The sequence below is a fragment of the Janthinobacterium sp. BHSEK genome, assembly GCF_056174685.1.
Genome location: NZ_JBWBYV010000041.1, coordinates 1 through 16,235, shown reverse-complemented (window position 1 = coordinate 16,235; position 16,235 = coordinate 1). Strand labels below are relative to the sequence as shown.

At 63.6% G+C, this 16,235-nt stretch carries 19 protein-coding genes; 5 read left to right on the top strand and 14 right to left on the bottom strand.

The window, feature by feature from the left end:
- Window positions 1-258: 258 nt before the first annotated feature.
- On the top strand, window positions 259-462 hold the full coding sequence (gene cspE, locus AC0V2Y_RS15160) for a transcription antiterminator/RNA stability regulator CspE (RefSeq protein WP_010395943.1): 204 nt from the start codon (window positions 259-261) through the stop codon (window positions 460-462).
- Between the two features lie 96 nt (window positions 463-558).
- Here the strand turns inward: cspE and icd are convergent, their stop codons facing one another.
- Window positions 559-1,812 (bottom strand): NADP-dependent isocitrate dehydrogenase, encoded by a 1,254-nt coding sequence (gene icd / locus AC0V2Y_RS15155; RefSeq protein WP_070253571.1) that lies wholly within the window; start codon window positions 1,810-1,812, stop codon window positions 559-561.
- Window positions 1,813-2,102: 290 nt separating this feature from the next.
- Here icd and AC0V2Y_RS15150 point away from each other — a divergent pair, with 290 nt between their 5' ends.
- The 3 genes from AC0V2Y_RS15150 (at window position 2,103) to AC0V2Y_RS15140 (ending at window position 3,676) form a co-directional block, all read left to right on the top strand.
- Window positions 2,103-2,666, top strand: coding sequence for a pseudouridine synthase (locus AC0V2Y_RS15150; protein WP_096234386.1), 564 nt, complete (start codon window positions 2,103-2,105; stop codon window positions 2,664-2,666).
- 110 nt (window positions 2,667-2,776) lie between these two features.
- Entirely contained in the window at window positions 2,777-3,100 is a 324-nt protein-coding gene (locus AC0V2Y_RS15145; protein ID WP_475415189.1) for a hypothetical protein, read from the top strand.
- Between the two features lie 132 nt (window positions 3,101-3,232).
- Window positions 3,233-3,676, top strand: coding sequence for a DUF192 domain-containing protein (locus AC0V2Y_RS15140; protein WP_475415188.1), 444 nt, complete (start codon window positions 3,233-3,235; stop codon window positions 3,674-3,676).
- A gap of 165 nt (window positions 3,677-3,841) precedes the next feature.
- On the opposite strand, the gene rpsT is transcribed toward AC0V2Y_RS15140, so the two are convergent.
- Window positions 3,842-4,108 (bottom strand): 30S ribosomal protein S20, encoded by a 267-nt coding sequence (gene rpsT, locus AC0V2Y_RS15135; protein WP_010395935.1) that lies wholly within the window; start codon window positions 4,106-4,108, stop codon window positions 3,842-3,844.
- 297 nt (window positions 4,109-4,405) lie between these two features.
- On the opposite strand from rpsT, the gene murJ reads away from it, so the two are divergent.
- Window positions 4,406-5,953: a murein biosynthesis integral membrane protein MurJ gene (gene murJ, locus AC0V2Y_RS15130; protein WP_475415187.1), complete on the top strand. Its 1,548-nt coding sequence runs from the start codon at window positions 4,406-4,408 to the stop codon at window positions 5,951-5,953.
- Between the two features lie 183 nt (window positions 5,954-6,136).
- Here the strand turns inward: murJ and AC0V2Y_RS15125 are convergent, their stop codons facing one another.
- The 12 genes from AC0V2Y_RS15125 to gspG form a co-directional block, all read right to left on the bottom strand.
- Window positions 6,137-6,634 carry an FxDxF family PEP-CTERM protein gene (locus AC0V2Y_RS15125; RefSeq protein ID WP_475415186.1) on the bottom strand — a complete coding sequence of 166 codons (498 nt, stop codon included), beginning with the start codon at window positions 6,632-6,634 and terminating at the stop codon, window positions 6,137-6,139.
- Window positions 6,635-6,860: 226 nt separating this feature from the next.
- Window positions 6,861-7,526: a type II secretion system protein gene (locus AC0V2Y_RS15120; protein WP_475415185.1), complete on the bottom strand. Its 666-nt coding sequence runs from the start codon at window positions 7,524-7,526 to the stop codon at window positions 6,861-6,863.
- Between the two features lie 5 nt (window positions 7,527-7,531).
- On the bottom strand, window positions 7,532-7,924 hold the full coding sequence (locus AC0V2Y_RS15115; RefSeq protein WP_326457288.1) for a type II secretion system protein: 393 nt from the start codon (window positions 7,922-7,924) through the stop codon (window positions 7,532-7,534).
- A gap of 3 nt (window positions 7,925-7,927) precedes the next feature.
- A complete protein-coding gene (locus AC0V2Y_RS15110) occupies window positions 7,928-8,410 on the bottom strand; it encodes a type II secretion system protein (protein WP_475415184.1) in 483 nt (160 codons plus the stop codon).
- Window positions 8,407-10,434 carry a secretin N-terminal domain-containing protein gene (locus AC0V2Y_RS15105; protein ID WP_475415216.1) on the bottom strand — a complete coding sequence of 676 codons (2,028 nt, stop codon included), beginning with the start codon at window positions 10,432-10,434 and terminating at the stop codon, window positions 8,407-8,409. Before AC0V2Y_RS15105 ends, AC0V2Y_RS15110 begins: the two co-directional genes overlap by 4 nt.
- Complete coding sequence (locus AC0V2Y_RS15100; RefSeq protein ID WP_475415183.1) at window positions 10,434-10,961, bottom strand: hypothetical protein; 528 nt, start codon at window positions 10,959-10,961, stop codon at window positions 10,434-10,436. The genes AC0V2Y_RS15105 and AC0V2Y_RS15100 overlap by 1 nt, the downstream gene beginning before the upstream one ends.
- Window positions 10,958-11,530, bottom strand: coding sequence for a hypothetical protein (locus AC0V2Y_RS15095; protein ID WP_475415182.1), 573 nt, complete (start codon window positions 11,528-11,530; stop codon window positions 10,958-10,960). The genes AC0V2Y_RS15100 and AC0V2Y_RS15095 overlap by 4 nt, the downstream gene beginning before the upstream one ends.
- Complete coding sequence (locus AC0V2Y_RS15090; protein ID WP_475415181.1) at window positions 11,527-12,075, bottom strand: ubiquitin family protein; 549 nt, start codon at window positions 12,073-12,075, stop codon at window positions 11,527-11,529. Before AC0V2Y_RS15090 ends, AC0V2Y_RS15095 begins: the two co-directional genes overlap by 4 nt.
- On the bottom strand, window positions 12,072-12,902 hold the full coding sequence (locus AC0V2Y_RS15085; protein ID WP_475415180.1) for a hypothetical protein: 831 nt from the start codon (window positions 12,900-12,902) through the stop codon (window positions 12,072-12,074). Before AC0V2Y_RS15085 ends, AC0V2Y_RS15090 begins: the two co-directional genes overlap by 4 nt.
- Window positions 12,895-14,601 (bottom strand): GspE/PulE family protein, encoded by a 1,707-nt coding sequence (locus AC0V2Y_RS15080; RefSeq protein WP_475415179.1) that lies wholly within the window; start codon window positions 14,599-14,601, stop codon window positions 12,895-12,897. Before AC0V2Y_RS15080 ends, AC0V2Y_RS15085 begins: the two co-directional genes overlap by 8 nt.
- Window positions 14,598-15,803 (bottom strand): type II secretion system F family protein, encoded by a 1,206-nt coding sequence (locus tag AC0V2Y_RS15075; protein ID WP_475415178.1) that lies wholly within the window; start codon window positions 15,801-15,803, stop codon window positions 14,598-14,600. The genes AC0V2Y_RS15080 and AC0V2Y_RS15075 overlap by 4 nt, the downstream gene beginning before the upstream one ends.
- Before the next feature lie 36 nt (window positions 15,804-15,839).
- The coding region (gene gspG / locus AC0V2Y_RS15070; protein WP_475418347.1) for a type II secretion system major pseudopilin GspG at window positions 15,840-16,235 on the bottom strand (396 nt) is incomplete at its 5' end.

Below are 16,235 nucleotides of genomic sequence, written 5' to 3'. Positions count from 1 at the left end.
TCAATCTTACGCGTTTTCTTAATATTGCGCAGATGGCGACCTTGCTGTCAAAATCAAGAGTTGCTTTTTTGGTTCTCGTGAAGAATTTGGCAATATCGATGGAAAAGCGCTTGACTTCATTATTTATTCCGCCAACAATGCTGTATCGACTGTTGCAGTAATGTACAGCTTGATAAGAAGTGAGACGTCGAGGAGGGGGCAAGAAGCTTCTTGCTTTTATGGCTCGTGTGATTTGTTTTAATTTTGAAAGTTCTTTTTATGGCAACAGGTACAGTTAAGTGGTTCAATGATTCCAAAGGTTTTGGCTTCATCACTCCAGATGATGGCGGCGAAGATTTGTTTGCTCATTTCTCCGCGATCAACATGAACGGTTTCAAGACCCTCAAAGAAGGTCAAAAAGTTCAATTCGAAGTCACGCAAGGCCCTAAAGGCAAGCAAGCTTCCAACATCCAGGCAGCCTAAGCATCGCCGGCCCTCAGATGTGAAAAACCCCGTTTCCTTGAAGCGGGGTTTTTTTTCGTCCGCAGGGTGCGCTGCACCCTGCCCGCGCCCCTCTTGTTACATGTGCTCGATCATCACCTCGCCGAAACCGGAGCACGACACTTGTGTCGCGCCTTCCATCAGGCGGGCGAAATCGTAGGTGACGCGCTTCGAGGCGATCGACTTTTGCATCGAAGAAATGACCAGGTCGGCCGCTTCCAGCCAGCCCATGTGGCGCAGCATCATTTCCGCCGACAGGATCAGGGAACCGGGATTCACGTAATCCTTGCCCGCGTACTTCGGCGCCGTGCCGTGCGTCGCCTCGAACATGGCGACGGAATCGGACAGGTTGGCGCCCGGCGCGATGCCGATGCCGCCCACTTGCGCCGCCAGCGCGTCGGAAATGTAATCGCCGTTCAGATTCAGGGTGGCGATGACGCTGTATTCGGCCGGACGCAGCAAGATCTGTTGCAGGAACGCGTCAGCGATCGAGTCCTTGACGATGATGTCGCGGCCCGTCTTCGGATTCTTGAACTTGCACCATGGACCGCCATCGATCAGCTCGGCACCGAATTCCTTTTGCGCCAGCGCATACGCCCAGTCGCGGAAGCCGCCTTCCGTGTACTTCATGATGTTGCCTTTGTGCACGATCGTCACGGAGGGCTTGTCATTGTCGATCGCGTACTGGATGGCCTTGCGCACCAGGCGCTGCGTGCCTTCGATGGACACGGGCTTGATGCCCAGGCCCGACGTGGCCGGGAAGCGGATTTTCGTCACGCCCATTTCATTGACCAGGAAATCCATCAATTTCTTCGCTTCGGGCGAGCCTTGCTGGTATTCGATGCCGGCGTAGATATCTTCCGAGTTTTCGCGGAAAATCACCATGTCCGTCTTTTCCGGCTCTTTCACGGGCGACGGCACGCCCGTGAAGTAGCGCACGGGACGCAGGCAGACATACAGATCGAGCTGCTGGCGCAGGGCCACGTTCAGCGAGCGGATGCCGCCGCCGACGGGCGTGGTCAGCGGGCCCTTGATGGAAACCACGTAATCCTTCAGCACCTGCAAGGTTTCTTCCGGCAGCCACACATCGGGGCCGTACACATTCGTCGATTTCTCGCCCGCGTAGATTTCCATCCAGCTGATCTTGCGCGCGCCGCCGTAGGCCTTGGCCACGGCCGCGTCGATCACCTTGATCATGACCGGGCTGATATCGATGCCCGTGCCATCGCCTTCAATGAAGGGAACGATGGGATTATCTGGTACATTCAGCGAAAAATCGGCGTTGACGGTGATTTTTTGGCCGTCAGCAGGTACAGTGATATGTTGATACATCGTGATCTCCGAAGTGGGACACGCCGCAGGCGGATAACACTGGCCGGCGACGCGCTCTGCGGTTGCAGAGTTTACAAAAACAAGTCCGAACAGGGCGGCAACAACGCACTTTAGCAGGAAAGAACAGCCGGGCCATCCGCGGCGCCAAAGAACCTCGCTGCCATACGGCCCATGTCTTCTATAAGACATAAGACTTATATTTCACATTATGCACCACTATCTTACAGGGCGCCACGCTTTTGCGGCGCCAACCAGCAGCCACCCTCGCCTACATCAATTCCTCTACCAGCATGCCACTCATCCTCTTCAATAAACCATTCCAGGTCCTGTGCCAGTTTTCGCCGCAGGACGGCCGCGCCACCCTGGCCGACCACCTCACCATTCCCGGCATCTACCCGGCCGGCCGGCTCGACGCCGACAGCGAAGGCTTGTTACTGCTGACGGACGACGGCCGCCTGCAGCACGAGATCAGCCACCCGGACCGCAAGGAAGCGAAAACCTATCTGGTGCAGGTCGACGGCGTGCCCGATGCGGCCAGCCTGGCGCGCCTGCAGGCGCCGCTGGACCTGGGCGACTTCATCACCAAGCCATGCAAGGCCGTGCGCATCGCCGAGCCGGACTGGCTGTGGCCCCGCAATCCGCCCATCCGCGCGCGCGCCGACAAGCCCACTTCATGGCTGGCGATCACCTTAAAAGAAGGAAAGAACCGGCAAGTGCGGCGCATGACGGCCGCCGTCGGCCTGCCCACCCTGCGCCTGGTGCGCAGCGCCATCGGCCCGTTCTCGCTGGCCAGCCATCCGCTGTTGCCCGGCGAATGGTGCGAGGTGCCGGCCGAGAACATTGGCAAGGCGTGAACAGGCCAAGAAAAACGGTTTCCGTACCGAAATTTTTCCAATAAGCATTATTTATTTTTAGATAATGCATTAAAATCATCCGACCTTAACATGACGGAAAAGGAAAGATGATGACAAAAGTAATATTCACCCTGGCCGCTTCCCTGCTTGCCGGCGCCGCACTGGCCCAGTCGGGCGCCCAGGTGCACGCTTCCGCCGCGACCGATGCCGTCAAGCCGCCACCCGCATCGGCAGCCAGCCACGCATCGGCCGCCACCGATGCCAGCAAGCCCGTGCCGCCGGCGTCGGCCTCCGTCAACGCATCGGCCGCGACGGACGCGGCCCGCTCCGGCGCATCCGCCAAGGCCTCGGCCGCAACCGACGCGCCGCGCCTGATTCCCCAGGCGCGCAAGACGAAGCAGCCGGCCGCTGAAGCGGGCAAACCAGTGAAATAAACGCCGTTCCCGGGGTGACGGCAGCGACCATGTTGCTGTAACCCCACGTTTTCGATGCGGCCAAGCAACACGCTTGACCAGGCGGCCGCCAGCATGGCTTAATCGCCGCTTCGCAGCCACCCATCCCGCCCCATGAAAAATCCCCTTCGCCGCCTCAGCCTGTCCATCGCCCTGCTGTCTTGCGCCGGCATGGCCCAGGCGCAAACAAAGAGCTTGCAGCTGTCGGCCGGCATGCATCTGATCCAGGCGGAAGTGGCGGCGACAGAAGAGCAACGCGAACAGGGGTTGATGTACCGTGAAAAGATGCCGGCGAATGCGGGCATGCTGTTTGTCTTTGGCAACCCATCGACGCAATGCATGTGGATGAAGAACACGCCGCTGCCCCTGTCGGTGGCCTTTATCGATGCCGGCGGCAAGATCGTCAACATCGAAGACATGCAGCCGCACACGCTCGACAGCCATTGCTCCACGAAGACCGTGCCCGTGCGCTATGCGCTGGAAATGCACCTGGGCTGGTTCAAGCAAAAGAACATCAAGCCGGGCATGAGCATCGGCAACCTGCCGGCGGCACGCTAGGTCGCGCCCCGTCCGATAGCGGACGGGAGCACAAAAAACCCGCAAGAAAACGGTGAAAAACGCGAAAAAACCCGCCAGAACGAATCTGCGGGTTTTTGCTTTTCAACCAGTGCCAGTGTACCGGCACAGGCAAGGCCGCCGTGGCGGCTTGCCTGCTGGCGAATATTAAGCGGACAGTGCTTTCAAAGCGGCTGCCAGACGGCTCTTATGGCGAGCTGCCTTGTTTTTGTGGATGATCTTCTTGTCAGCGATACGGTCGATGGTCGACACGGATGCCTGGAAGATTGCAGCAGCAGCTGCCTTGTCGCCGCCCTGGATCGCTTTGCGAGCAGCTTTGATAGCCGTGCGCAAGGTCGAACGTTGGGACGAATTGTGTGCGTTTTGCTTAACTGCTTGACGAGCGCGTTTGCGCGCTTGTGCGGTATTTGCCATGGAATTTCCTAAAACAGGGTCAAAGTGCGTTTGCAAACATTAGTGTTTGCCAACCGGTGCGTTCTGTGCGTCTGCCGAACCATGTGTGCCAAACCAGTGCCTGTCAAACATTAGTGTCTGCGTAACAGAATTCTGTACAGCCTTCGATTATAGCGATATTTTCAAGCGGGGGCAAATCAAAAAACCGGGTATCGCGTCAAAAACACGTGGAAATGGGCCTGGCAAGGGCGAATCGGCGGCAATTGTTACCATATTTTAACCGTTTGCCAGTACCGCGCCCGGCTATAATCTGGCCCCATGAACTTGCTTAAAACCCTCGCCGCCATTTCCAGCATGACCATGCTGTCCCGTGTAACCGGATTATTGCGCGAAAGCCTGTTCGCGCGCGCCTTTGGCGCCGGCGCCTACACGGATGCCTTCATTGTTGCCTTCCGCATTCCCAACCTGTTGCGCCGCTTGTTTGCCGAGGGCGCGTTCTCGCAAGCCTTCGTGCCGATCTTGTCAGAATACAAGAACCAGCATGGACAGGAAGCGAGCAAGCAATTGGCCGACCATGTCGCCACCACGCTCGTCTGGGCCACCCTGCTGGTGTCCGCCATCGGCATCGCCGGCGCGCCGTGGTTCGTGTATGCGATCGCCACGGGCCTGTCCAAGGACCCGGGCGCCTTCGACGCGGCCGTGTGGATGACGCGGCTGATGTTCCCTTATATTACCTGCATGTCCTTCGTGGCCCTAGCCGGCGGCATCTTGAATACCTGGCGCGAATTCAAGATACCCGCGTTTACGCCGGTGCTGCTGAACCTGTCCTTCATCGCCGCCTCGCTGTTCCTCGCGCCCTATTTAAAACAGCCGATCTACGCCATGGCCATTGCCGTGTTCGCCGGCGGCTTGCTGCAGGTGGCCATCCAGATTCCCGCGCTGATCAAGATCGGCATGCTGCCGCGCCTGTCGATCAACCCCGCCATCGGCCTGTCCGACGGCGGCGTGCGCCGCGTGCTGAAAAAGATGGGGCCGGCCGTGTTCGCCGTCTCGGCAGCGCAGATCAGCCTGATGATCAACACGAGCATCGCCTCGCGTCTGGCCGAAGGCAGCATTTCCTGGCTGTCGTATGCGGACCGCCTGATGGAGTTCCCCACCGCCATGCTGGGCGTGGCCCTGGGCACCATCTTGCTGCCCAGCCTGTCGAAAGCGAACGTGGATGGCGACAAGACGGAATACTCGGCCCTGCTGGACTGGGGCTTGCGCCTGACCTTTTTGCTGGCCCTGCCCGCCGCAGTCGGCATGGCGACCCTGGCCACGCCGCTGATCGCCACCCTCTTCCATTATGGCAAATTTACGGCGGAATCCGTGACCATGTCGACGCAGCCGCTGGTGGCCTACAGCCTGGGTTTGATCGGCATCATCCTGGTGAAAACCCTTGCGCCCGCCTTCTATGCACGCCAGGACATCCGCACGCCCGTGAAAATCGCCATCGGCGTGCTGATCGCCACGCAGCTGATGAATCTGCTATTCGTGCCCTACATCGCCGTGGCCGGTCTGGCCCTGTCGATCGGACTGGGCGCCTGCCTGAACGCCAGCTTCCTGTACTGGGGCTTGCGCAAGCGCGGCATCTACCAGCCGAAACCGGGCTGGGCCAAGTTTTTCCTGCGCCTGCTGCCGGCGCTCTGCGTCATGGGCGGCGTGGCAGTCCTGGGCGCCACGCGCATCGACTGGATCGCCATGCAAGCCCATCCGCTGCTGCGGGCCGGCACGCTGGCCCTGGTAGTGGCCCTGTGCGGCGTGGCGTACTTTGCCACCTTGTTCCTCGTTGGCTTCCGCTTCCGCGACTTCAAGCGCCACGCGTGACAAGCTGCGCAGGACGTTGTTGCCTGCGTCACGCCGTACTAGCGTACTGTCTTCGACTTGGCGCCTGGTCCTGCACAGCTTGTCCAGATTGCGCAGGATGTTGTTGCCGGCGTCTCGCCTTGCGCAAATGATCCAGACCAAAAAAAACCCGCCGAAGCGGGTTTTTTTCATTGCAGTGTAAGCTTAAGCAGCTTTTTTGGCGCGGCGGCGTGCCACGGCGCCAACCAGCGCCAGGCCGCCGAGCAGCATGCCATAGGTTTCTGGTTCCGGTACTGGCAGGGCCGAAACCGTGCCTACGTACTGAACATTTTTCACCAGGGTCAGGCCCGTGACTTGCACCGTGTAAGTGCCTGCGGCCAATTGACCTGCCCAGCTCAGATTCTGGATACCGCTAGCTGTGCTCTTGGCCAGGTCGCCATAGCCGACCAGGGTAGCGGCGAAATCCTTGATCGCACCGTTAGCAACAGAGAACGTTTGCAGTGCACCGAACGAGGTCGACGATGGGGCCAGCAACTGGAAGGTCCACGAGTCATTGATCTCCGAATTGATCGCGAACTTGGTCGTGAAAGCCGACAGGGTGTCCGAACCGGTTGGGTCCAGGATGCCCAGGTCGTAGGTTGCCGCCGACGCGCTGAACGATGCTGCTGCCATGATGCCTGCAGCGATAAATTTCAATTTCATAGCTTATCCCTTAAAAAGTAATTTATGGCTGCAATGCGCAGGCCACCAATAGTTTTAGTACCGGAAGTACTGAACAGGATGGTAGCATAATTGCATCAAATTACTTATAAATATTTTATCGAAGTTTCGTTTGAGATAACTATTTTCATAATGAACTATTTGCCACTATCCATGAATTTCTGGAGAAAAATAGTTGCCAGTGCATACATCTATTTTTCCCCATGTTTTACGGTGAAAGTGCCTGCTCGGCCGTGTTTTCATCGACATTTTGCGCGTCAGGCTGCTCAACTGGCTCTGGCGGTGCCTGTTCTTGCGGTGGGGTAACAGGGCGGGAAAACAACGGTGCTGCCGGCAAAGCGGGAGCGATGCCAGGCGCCTCGGCCGCCGGCATGCCCGACACCGCCGCAGCCGGGGTGGTTTGCCCTCGGGCCTCGAGCATAAAGTGCCACTCCGAAAAATGGGCCTTGCCTTCGAAGCCGGCAAACCTGGCCTCGAAATTGCCGACCTTTAATGGCGCTGCCTTCGACAGGCTGTGCACGCCAATGATGCCGTTGCTGCCGGGTTGGTACAGCAAGCCCCACTCGGCACGCCCCGTGATGGGGTCGACGAACAACTTGCGCAGATGCCGGCGCAATTGCGGCGTACGGGGATCGCGCAGCAAGGCGGCCAAGGTCGGCGGCTGTTGCGGCTGGCCCGGCGGCGTGGCGGCCGCATAGCTGTAGAGGGCATCCGCAAACTGCGCGCCGATGTCGAGCAATTCCTGCTCGGCCGCCTGGCGCTGCAGCAAGGAACCCATCTTCAGGCCAGCCGCCCCTGCCAGGCCCAGAATGGCCACCAGGATGATCAGCCCCAGGTAGGTAAAACCGCGCTGGCGGCGCGCAGAACGGTACATGGCCGCTACCAGTCGGCGAACGGCGTGCCGCTGCGGTCCTTGCCGGGTGCGCCGCTTTTCACGTCATACACCTGGCCCGGCGTGTCGTCGGGCGGCGGCACGATCAGCCAGCTGCTGTCGCTGTCCGTGATGGGATCGATGGGCATGGCGCGCAGGTATTTCTTTTCCACCAGTTGCTCCAGCGAATCGGGGTAGCGCCCCGTATCGCCGTGGAACTGGTCGATGGTCGTGCGCAGGTTGCGCAAGTTGTCGGCCAATACGGTTTCCTTCGCCTTGTCGAGGCTGGGAAAGTAGCGCGGCACGGCCAGGGTCAGCAGCAGCGCCACGATACCGAGCACGACCAGCAATTCGATCAGGGTAAAGCCGCGCGCGCGGCGCGGGGCGTTTTCAGCGGGCATGGTTCACCATAGACGGTAAGGCACGTCGTTCAAGCCGGTCTTGCCGGAGGTGGAATACACATCGTACACATCGTCGCCCTCGCGCGGCTCGGTCGCTTCGCTGGCGTAGCTGCGCTTGCCCCAGGTTTGCGCATCGCTCAAGCCCGCGTCCCCATTGAACGGGTCGCGCGGCACGCGGCGCAGGAAAAACAGCTTGCTGCGCTTCGGATTGCGCTGGTCCGGCACGCCCTCGACCAGCAGTTCCAGGCTTTTCGGGTAGCCGCTGGCGTCGGTCGCGCGCAGGATGCGGCCCTCGTCGCCGGCCCGCTTATAGGCGTCGAGCCCCTGGCGGATCTCGCGCAGCGCGCGCCGCAATTCCTGCTCCTGGCGCCGCTGCACCGTCACTTGCGTGACGGGGATCACCAGGGTGGCCAGCACGCCCAGGATGGCCAGGGTCACCAGCAGTTCGATCAGGGTGAAGCCGCCCTGCGCGCGCGCCACGCTCATTTGGCGGGCGGCGGCACCACGGGCACCGGCTGGCTCGACGACAGGGGCAAGGGCGCCGCCTGCAGCGGCACGGGCTGGCCGGACGATATCGGCAAGGGCGATGCGGCCGGCTCGGGCGACGGCGCCACTTCCGGCGCGGGCACCGTCTGCGGCTGCGCCGGCAGCTGTCCGGGCGTCATCAGCGGCTGCGGCGGCGCCGGCTGCATGCCGACGGCGGACGGGCCGGAACGCACGATGACCGTACCCGGCATCTGCGTGGGCACCTTGGCCGCCATGTCGGGACGGCGGCGGAAGCTGCCTTCCGTGCCGGCCGAGAATTCCGATTCCTTCGCTTCCGGACGCTGCACCGTGCGCACCAGGTGCGGCGTGATCGACAGCACGATTTCCGTCTTCTGGCTGTCGTCCTTGCTGCTGCCGAACAAACGCCCCAGCACGGGGATGTCGCCCAGGCCCGGCACCTTGTTGCCCGAGCTGCGCTCCTCATTGTTGATCAGGCCCGCCAGCACCTGGTTTTCGCCATCCTTCAATTGCAGCATGGTCGAGGCCTGGCGCGTGCCGATCTGGTACAGGGTCGAGCCGCTGCGGGTGGTGGTGGCCGCGCCCAGGTTGCTCACTTCGAGCGAAATGCGGATGCCCACTTCATTGTTCAAATAGATGGTCGGCTCGGCATTCACCGTCAAGCCCACGTCCAGGTAGCTGATCGACTCGGAAGCGAAGCCGCCCGTGCCCGGCGAAATGGTGGTGGTCACCACGGGCACCCTGTCGCCGATGACGAACTTCGCCTTTTCCCGGTTGCGCACGCGGATGCGCGGATTGGCCAGGATATTCGCGTCGCCATCCGTCTTCTTGGCATTCGCCGTCACGGACAGGTCGCTCACGCCGATGGTGCGCTGGTTCAGGTTATTCAAATCGTTGATGGTCAGCCCCGCGCCCCCCGAAGTGGAAAGTGGCGTCAGGGTCAGGCTCGTCGGCCAGGCCACGCCCAGTTCCAGCAGGCGGCTGCGCTTGACTTCGAGGATTTCCAGCTCCAGCACCACTTCCGCTTCGGGCACGTCCTGCAGCGCGATCAGGCGCTCGGCCAGGCGGATCGCCTCGGGCGTGTCGCGCACGATGACGAGGTTGAGCTTTTCATCGGCCACCACGTCGCGCGTCTTCAAGATGGTCTTGAGCGTGTTGGCCACCTGCTTGGCGTCCGCATTCGCCAGGAAGAAGGTTTTCACCAGCACTTCCTGGTATTCCTTCAATTTCGCCGCCACGTTCGGGTAGATCAAGATCGTGTTCGCATCCATCACCTGCTGCTCCAGCTGGTTCGTCACCAGCAGGAAGTAGACGGCCGATTCCACCGTGCTGTTTTTCAGGAAGATCGAGGTCTTCGCATCCGCCTTGACGTCCTTGTCGAAGACAAAATTGAGCCCCGAGCGGCGCGCGATCAGCTCGAACACCTGTTTTAACGGCGCGTCGCGGAACTCGATCGTGATCGGCTGCTTGTACGATTTGGCCAGACCCGATTCGACGATGGGCGGCGCCGTTTTTTCATCGACCTCGCGCAGCAGCGCGCGCGCGCCGGCGTGGCTCGGCTGCTCGGTGAGGATGGCGTTCAGGCGCTGGCGCGCCGGATCGTATTGTTTTGCCTCAAACGCCGTGCGCGCCTCAGACAGCAATTTCCCCTGGCGCTGCTCGCGTTCGAGCGCGCGCAAGCCGCTGTTGGCGCGCTCGTTCTGCGCATCGATTTCCAGCACGCTCAGGAAAGAGGCGCGCGCCAGCTCGCCCTGGCCCGCCTGCGCCTGGCGCTCGGCCTGTTGCAAGCGGCTGCTGGTCGCCCGTTCGCGCGCCTGCAGCCAGGCGCTGCGGTACTGCGCGTTGCCGGGGTCCTGCTGCAGCGCTTCCTGCAGCTTTTGCAGGCCGGCCGGGATTTGATCTTGCGCAATCAGCTCACGCCCGTCGCGGTAGGCTTGCTGCCCGGCGCAGCCGGACAGCAGCACCAGCAGCGCCAGCAACGGCGCCGATGAAAAGGAACGAGGCATCACTCGAGTACTCCAATGTTGAGCTGCTGAACCTGGTTCAACGGCAAATAGGTGAGCGTCATGACGGGCGGCGCGATCGTCACGACCTTGTAGGCGCCATCGATGACGGTATTGGCGCGCACGATATACGTCTTGTCGGCGCGCGACAAAAACACTTCCCAGGCGCCATCGGCGGCCGCCTTGCCCAGGTAGACGAAGGGCAGCGGCGGCGCCATCGGCGGCGGTGGCGGCGGCGGGGCGACGGCCACCACCTTCGGCGGCGGCGGATTCCAGTTCTGGCTCTGGAAGACAGCGCCGGCGCCGCCGAAGGTGTCGCCATCCTCGCCCGCCACTTCGCTGCGCGGCAGCAGGGCCAGGATGGCCGGTTGCGCGGCTGGCGGCCTGGCGGCCGCATGGCGCGCGGGCGCAGGCGCGACGGCCCGCTCCACGGCTTCCGCCACGCTGGACACGGGCTGACGCTCGCCGAACAGCAGCAAGGCGCCCGCGCCCAGCAAGCCGGCCAGCATCAGCCAATGGCGCGGGGTCATGGTGTTTCTCCCGCAACGCCAGGCGTATCGGTCAGATAAAAGGTCAGGCGCAGGCGCGCTTCGAGTTGCGTATCGGCGATCTGCTCGCGGCGAAAACTCAGTTCGTCGAGCGAGGCGAAGGGGACGGCGCGCAGCGCCTGCAGCGCGAACTGCGATACGGCCGCGTAACTGCCCTTCAGCGGCAAGGTCACCTGCCAGGTGGCGACCCTGCTGGCCTTGTCGTAGCCGCTCTTGTATTCGCCTTGCGCCAGCAACAAGCCGTTTTTCGCGGCCAGGTCGAACAGCTGCTTGACCTGCTGCTCCGCGTGGCGCTGCTGTCCCAGGGCGGCATAAAAGCGCGCCAGGTTCTCGCTGGCCGTCGCCGGCGGCGCCAAGACCGCCACGGCCAGCGATGGCTGCGGCAAGGGCCGCGCTTCCAGCCGCGCCGCCACGGCGCGCTGCTGCCAGGCCCACGCCCAGGCGGCGATCCCCAGCGCGAGCAGAAGCACGGCCAGGCAGGCGGGCACGCCCAGGCGGCGCAGCAGCAATTGCGCGCGCAGGCGCAAGATGTTGATGTCGATGGCCGTCATGGCGTACCCCAGCGCGCTTCGAGCTGGAAGCGCAAGGGCTTGTTCGGATCGAGCGCGTTGATTTCATGGCGCAGCAGCTGCACGCGGGAGCCGAACAGCTCCTGCTGCTTCAATTGCGCGATGTAGGCCACCATGGCGTCGCTGCCGGTCGTTTCCGCCGTGATCTTCAGCACGCGCTTGCGCGCGTCCGGCTCCAGCGCCAGCAGCGCGATGGCGGGCGGCGTGGCGCTGGCCAGCGCATCCTGCAGGTCGCGCCACGGCAGGTTCAATTGCAGGATGGCCGCATTCACGGCCGCCGCCTGCGCGGGCGCGATCGGCACTTGCGGCGCAGGCGCAGGCCCCTGCATGGCGGCCGTCACGCGCTGCTGCGCCAGCAGCCAGCGTGCCTCGCTTGCCTGCTGGTGCTGCAGCGCGGCGCTGCCGGCCCACGCTGCCGTGGCGATCAAAGCCAGGCCCAGCGCCGCCGTGCCCCATGCCCAGGCGGGCACGCGGTGCAGGCTGCGGCGCCAGCCGGGCGGCGCGAAATCGATATCGAGGCGCGTCATGCTACGCCTCCGCTGCGCGCCAGCCGGGCGGCCGGCGACAAGGCGCCATCCCCGTCCGGCGTGGAAAAAACCTGGCAGCGTAGCGCTTTCGCCGGCGCCAGCCATGCGGGCGGCGGCGCGCCGCACAGCTGCAGCAGCGCCGGCGCGGGCACGCCTTGCAGCAGCGCTTCGCGCGCCAGCGTCTGCGCCAGCCAGTCGCCGCCCGCGTCCTGCGGCACGGCCAGCGCGCGCACGGCAAGCAGGCTGCCATCGTGCCGCACGCCCAGGGTCAAGGCGTTTTCCTGCAACTGGCCAAACCAGGCGCCCGGTTTCAGCGCGCCGTGCCAGCGGTTCCAGTGGCGCGCAAATTGCGGTGTAATAATGATCAGGGCCAGCTTGTGCGCGGCCGCCACGCGCGTCAGCTGCGCCAGCAGCGCACGCGGCACGGCGCAGAAAAACGGCGCGCGCGCATCCCAGGCAAGGCTGCTGTGCCACAAGCCGGGCACATCGCCATACAGCGACTGGAAGCGCAGCGCGGCGGCGGCCTCGATGTCTGCCAGGCGCGCGGCGCCCTGCGGCAGGTCCACCCGCCACAGGCGCGCCAGCCCATCGTCAAGCACCACGGACAGGGGCCAGCCCGCGTATTGACCCGCCGGCAGCAATCGCTCCAGCAACTGCACCAGCGCCTGGCCCAGGGCGGCAAAGTCGCCATGCAGCGACTCGTCCGGCGCATACGCGGCTTCGCCCAGCGGCGTCCAGGCGGGCGCGCGCCAGCGGCTGCTGCGCCACAGGCTCACCTTGCCCGCCGCCACGCCCAGGCGCAGCGCTTGTCCAAGTCCTCTACGCATGCAGGGTGACCCTCTTGATTTCCGTGATGGTGGTGGCGCCCCGCCTGACCAGCTCCAGCGCCGCCAGGCGCAGGCTGCGCGTGCCGTTCGCATACGCGGCCGCCTTGATCTGGCGGATCGGCTTCTTGTCGACGATCAGTTCGCGGATTTCATCGGTCAGCACGAGGATTTCGGCGATCGAGCGGCGCCCCTTGTAGCCGGTGCCGCGGCAGTCGCCGCAGCCCTTGCCCTGCTTGAATTCATAGCCCGCCACGTCGGCGCGCGCCAGGCCCACGCTGGCCAGCTCCGCGTCGTCGGGCGTGTACTCCACCGCGCAATGGGGGCAGTTGGTGCGGATCAGCCGCTGCGCCCAGATGCCGTTCAGGGCCGAGACGAAGGCATACGGGTCGATGCCCATGTGCGTAAAACGGCCGAACACGTCGAACACATTATTCGCATGCACGGTCGTGAGCACCAAATGGCCCGTGAGGGCCGATTGCACGGCGATTTCCGCCGTCTCGCGGTCGCGGATCTCGCCCACCATGATTTTATCGGGGTCGTGGCGCAGGATAGAGCGCAGGCCCTTGGCAAAGGTCAGTCCCTTCTTTTCATTCACGGGTATCTGCAAGATGCCTGGCAGCTGGTACTCGACGGGGTCTTCGATGGTGATGATCTTTTCGCGCCCGTTGTGGATTTCCGTCAGCGCCGCATACAGGGTCGTCGTCTTGCCCGAGCCCGTGGGGCCGGTGACGAGCAGCATGCCGTAGGCTTCCTGCGCCAGCGCGCGCAGGGCTTCGAGCGACGGCGCGTCAAAGCCCAGCGCTTCCAGGGTCAGGGCGCCGTACGCCTCAATCATGGCGCGCTTGTCGAGGATACGGATGACGGCGTCCTCGCCGTGGATGCTGGGCATGATGGAGACGCGCAAATCGATTTCGCGCCCGCCCGATTCGACGCGGAAGCTGCCGTCCTGCGGCACGCGGCGCTCGGCGATATCGAGTTCGGCCAGCACTTTCAGGCGCGAGATGATGTGCTCGGCCACCTCGATGCCGTTGACGGCCGTGGCGTGATCGAGCACGCCGTCGACGCGGTACTTGACGGCCAGGCCGCCGGCCGTGCTTTCCAGGTGGATGTCGGAAGCGCCCGCCTTCAGCGCGTCATATAAAGTCGAGTTGACCAGCTTGACGGCGGGGCTGGCCGCTTCCGAGACGCTGGCGAACGACAGCACGGCCGCCGTCTTGCCGTCGCGCCGCGCGTCGTTCGCCGCGCCGGGCAGCAGGTTGTCGACGGCGCGCGCCGATTCTTCCTGCTTCGACAGGTAGGCGCCGATGTCGGCCTGCAGCGCCAGGCGCACGTTCAACACGCCCTGCCCGGCGCGCGCGCTCAGCCAGGTTTGCAGGTCGAGATCGAAGGGGTCGGCGATCACGCCCACCAGCTGGCCGTCGGCACCGCGCAGCAGCACACTGTGGCGCGCCAGCGCCTGCGACAGGGGCAGCACATCGAAGGCGGGAGACAACGCCAGCATGTCGGCCGTTTCCAGCACGTCCAGGCCGAACGGGCGCGCCAGTGCGCGCACCACGGCGCGCGCCTCGATGCCGCTCAGTTCCTGCAATTCCTCGACCAGGCTGCGCTTCGATTGCCGGCTCAGGATGCGCGCGCGCTGCAGCAGCGCAGGGTCGATGGCCGCGATGGCCACGGTGGATTCGGCTGCGGAGGGCATCATGAGATATCGCCGGCAAGGTCAAAGATGGGCATGTACAGCAGGATCACGATGGCGCCCACCACCAGGCCGATGGCGGCCATCAGCAAGGGTTCGAAGGTGCGCGTAAACCGGTCGATCCAGCGGCTGATTTCGCCGTCGTAAAAGGCCGCCGACTGCGTCAGCATGGGGCCCATGTCACCCGTGCGCTCACCCACGCGCAGCATGCGCAGCGAAATCGGCGTCGTCAGTTGATGCTGCTCGAAGGCGGACGACAGGGGCTGGCCCGCCTCGATGGCCGCGCGCGCGCCCTGCAAGGATGCCTGCATGCCCGGCGAGACCATAGCTTGCACGGTGGCAATCGCCTGCACGATGGTGATGCCCCCTTCGGACAACATGCCCAGGGTCAGGTACAGGCGCGACAGTTCATAGATGCGCACGCGCTCGCCGATGCCGGGCAGTTTCGCCAGCAGGCGCGCCACGCCGCCATGGCGCAGCACGCGCCGCACGGCCGACCATGCGACGCCGCCCGTGATCAGCAGCCCGAGCAACAACAGCACGCCATGCTGCGTGACGAACTGCCCCCAGCTGAGCATGACTTGCGACATCCACGGCAGGTTGCGCCCGGCGCCCTGGTACACCTCGGCGAAACGGGGTACCACGTAGCTGATCAGGAAAGCGCTGACGCCGCCGCCCACGGCCAGCAAAATGGCGGGATAGATGGCGGCGCTGACGATTTTACTACGCACCGTATCGATGCGCTGCTGGTAGTCGATGTAGCGCGACAGCGCGCGCGGCAAGTCGCTCGTGCCTTCCGCCGCCTTGACGATGCCGATATACAAGGGGGGGAACAGCTCGGCCTGCTCTGCCAGCACGGCGGAAAAGCGCTTACCTTCGCGCAAGCCTTCCAGCAGACGCGTGAGCACGCTGCGCGTGGCCGGCGACGCTTCCTTTTCCAGCAAGGCTTCCAGCGCTTCGACAATGCCCAGGCCCGCCTGCAGCAGCGCCAGCAATTCCTGGCTGAACAGCAGCAGGGGCAAGGCCCGCGCGCGCTGGCGCCCGGCGGCGCTGAACGGCGTGGCGCGCAGCGGGCGGATGGCGCTGACGAACAGGCCGCGCGCCTCGGCCTGGCGGCGCGCGTCCGCCTCGTCGCGGCCATCGATCACGCACGTCGTCAAGGTAGCAACGGCCTGGTCCGTGGAAAGCGCGCGTACTTCAAACTGCATGATGGCTTGTCCGTAGGAAAAAGAATGGCGCTGGCGCTATTGCGAGCTGATGTCGGCGTTTTCGCCGCTGCCGCCGGGCTGGCCATCCTTGCCCATCGAGACGATGTCGTACTCGCCCTTGCTGCCGGGCGCGCGGTATTGATAGGCATGGCCCCACGGATCGAGCGGCACGGCCTTTTTCAGGTAGGGACCATTCCAGCGCGTGCCGGCGGTGGGCGGCGCGGCCAGCAGCGCGGCCAGGCCCTCTTCCGTGGTCGGGTAGCGCCCCACGTCGAGGCGATAGGTGTCGAGCGATTTTTCAAACGCCTCGATCTGCGCCTTGGCCACCGTCACTTCGGATTTGCCCAACTGGGCGAAATATTTGGGGCCGACATACGCCGCCAGCAAGCCGATGATGACGATGACGACCAACAGTTCGAGCAAGGTAAAGCC

What these genes read in the sequence shown, in the direction of transcription:
- cspE (WP_010395943.1), top strand. Translation starts at nt 259, where the DNA reads ATGGCAACAGGTACAGTTAAGTGGTTCAATGATTCCAAAGGTTTTGGC.
- icd (WP_070253571.1), bottom strand. Translation starts at nt 1,812, where the DNA reads ATGTATCAACATATCACTGTACCTGCTGACGGCCAAAAAATCACCGTC.
- AC0V2Y_RS15150 (WP_096234386.1), top strand. Translation starts at nt 2,103, where the DNA reads ATGCCACTCATCCTCTTCAATAAACCATTCCAGGTCCTGTGCCAGTTT.
- AC0V2Y_RS15145 (WP_475415189.1), top strand. Translation starts at nt 2,777, where the DNA reads ATGACAAAAGTAATATTCACCCTGGCCGCTTCCCTGCTTGCCGGCGCC.
- AC0V2Y_RS15140 (WP_475415188.1), top strand. Translation starts at nt 3,233, where the DNA reads ATGAAAAATCCCCTTCGCCGCCTCAGCCTGTCCATCGCCCTGCTGTCT.
- rpsT (WP_010395935.1), bottom strand. Translation starts at nt 4,108, where the DNA reads ATGGCAAATACCGCACAAGCGCGCAAACGCGCTCGTCAAGCAGTTAAG.
- murJ (WP_475415187.1), top strand. Translation starts at nt 4,406, where the DNA reads ATGAACTTGCTTAAAACCCTCGCCGCCATTTCCAGCATGACCATGCTG.
- AC0V2Y_RS15125 (WP_475415186.1), bottom strand. Translation starts at nt 6,634, where the DNA reads ATGAAATTGAAATTTATCGCTGCAGGCATCATGGCAGCAGCATCGTTC.
- AC0V2Y_RS15120 (WP_475415185.1), bottom strand. Translation starts at nt 7,526, where the DNA reads ATGTACCGTTCTGCGCGCCGCCAGCGCGGTTTTACCTACCTGGGGCTG.
- AC0V2Y_RS15115 (WP_326457288.1), bottom strand. Translation starts at nt 7,924, where the DNA reads ATGCCCGCTGAAAACGCCCCGCGCCGCGCGCGCGGCTTTACCCTGATC.
- AC0V2Y_RS15110 (WP_475415184.1), bottom strand. Translation starts at nt 8,410, where the DNA reads ATGAGCGTGGCGCGCGCGCAGGGCGGCTTCACCCTGATCGAACTGCTG.
- AC0V2Y_RS15105 (WP_475415216.1), bottom strand. Translation starts at nt 10,434, where the DNA reads ATGCCTCGTTCCTTTTCATCGGCGCCGTTGCTGGCGCTGCTGGTGCTG.
- AC0V2Y_RS15100 (WP_475415183.1), bottom strand. Translation starts at nt 10,961, where the DNA reads ATGACCCCGCGCCATTGGCTGATGCTGGCCGGCTTGCTGGGCGCGGGC.
- AC0V2Y_RS15095 (WP_475415182.1), bottom strand. Translation starts at nt 11,530, where the DNA reads ATGACGGCCATCGACATCAACATCTTGCGCCTGCGCGCGCAATTGCTG.
- AC0V2Y_RS15090 (WP_475415181.1), bottom strand. Translation starts at nt 12,075, where the DNA reads ATGACGCGCCTCGATATCGATTTCGCGCCGCCCGGCTGGCGCCGCAGC.
- AC0V2Y_RS15085 (WP_475415180.1), bottom strand. Translation starts at nt 12,902, where the DNA reads ATGCGTAGAGGACTTGGACAAGCGCTGCGCCTGGGCGTGGCGGCGGGC.
- AC0V2Y_RS15080 (WP_475415179.1), bottom strand. Translation starts at nt 14,601, where the DNA reads ATGATGCCCTCCGCAGCCGAATCCACCGTGGCCATCGCGGCCATCGAC.
- AC0V2Y_RS15075 (WP_475415178.1), bottom strand. Translation starts at nt 15,803, where the DNA reads ATGCAGTTTGAAGTACGCGCGCTTTCCACGGACCAGGCCGTTGCTACC.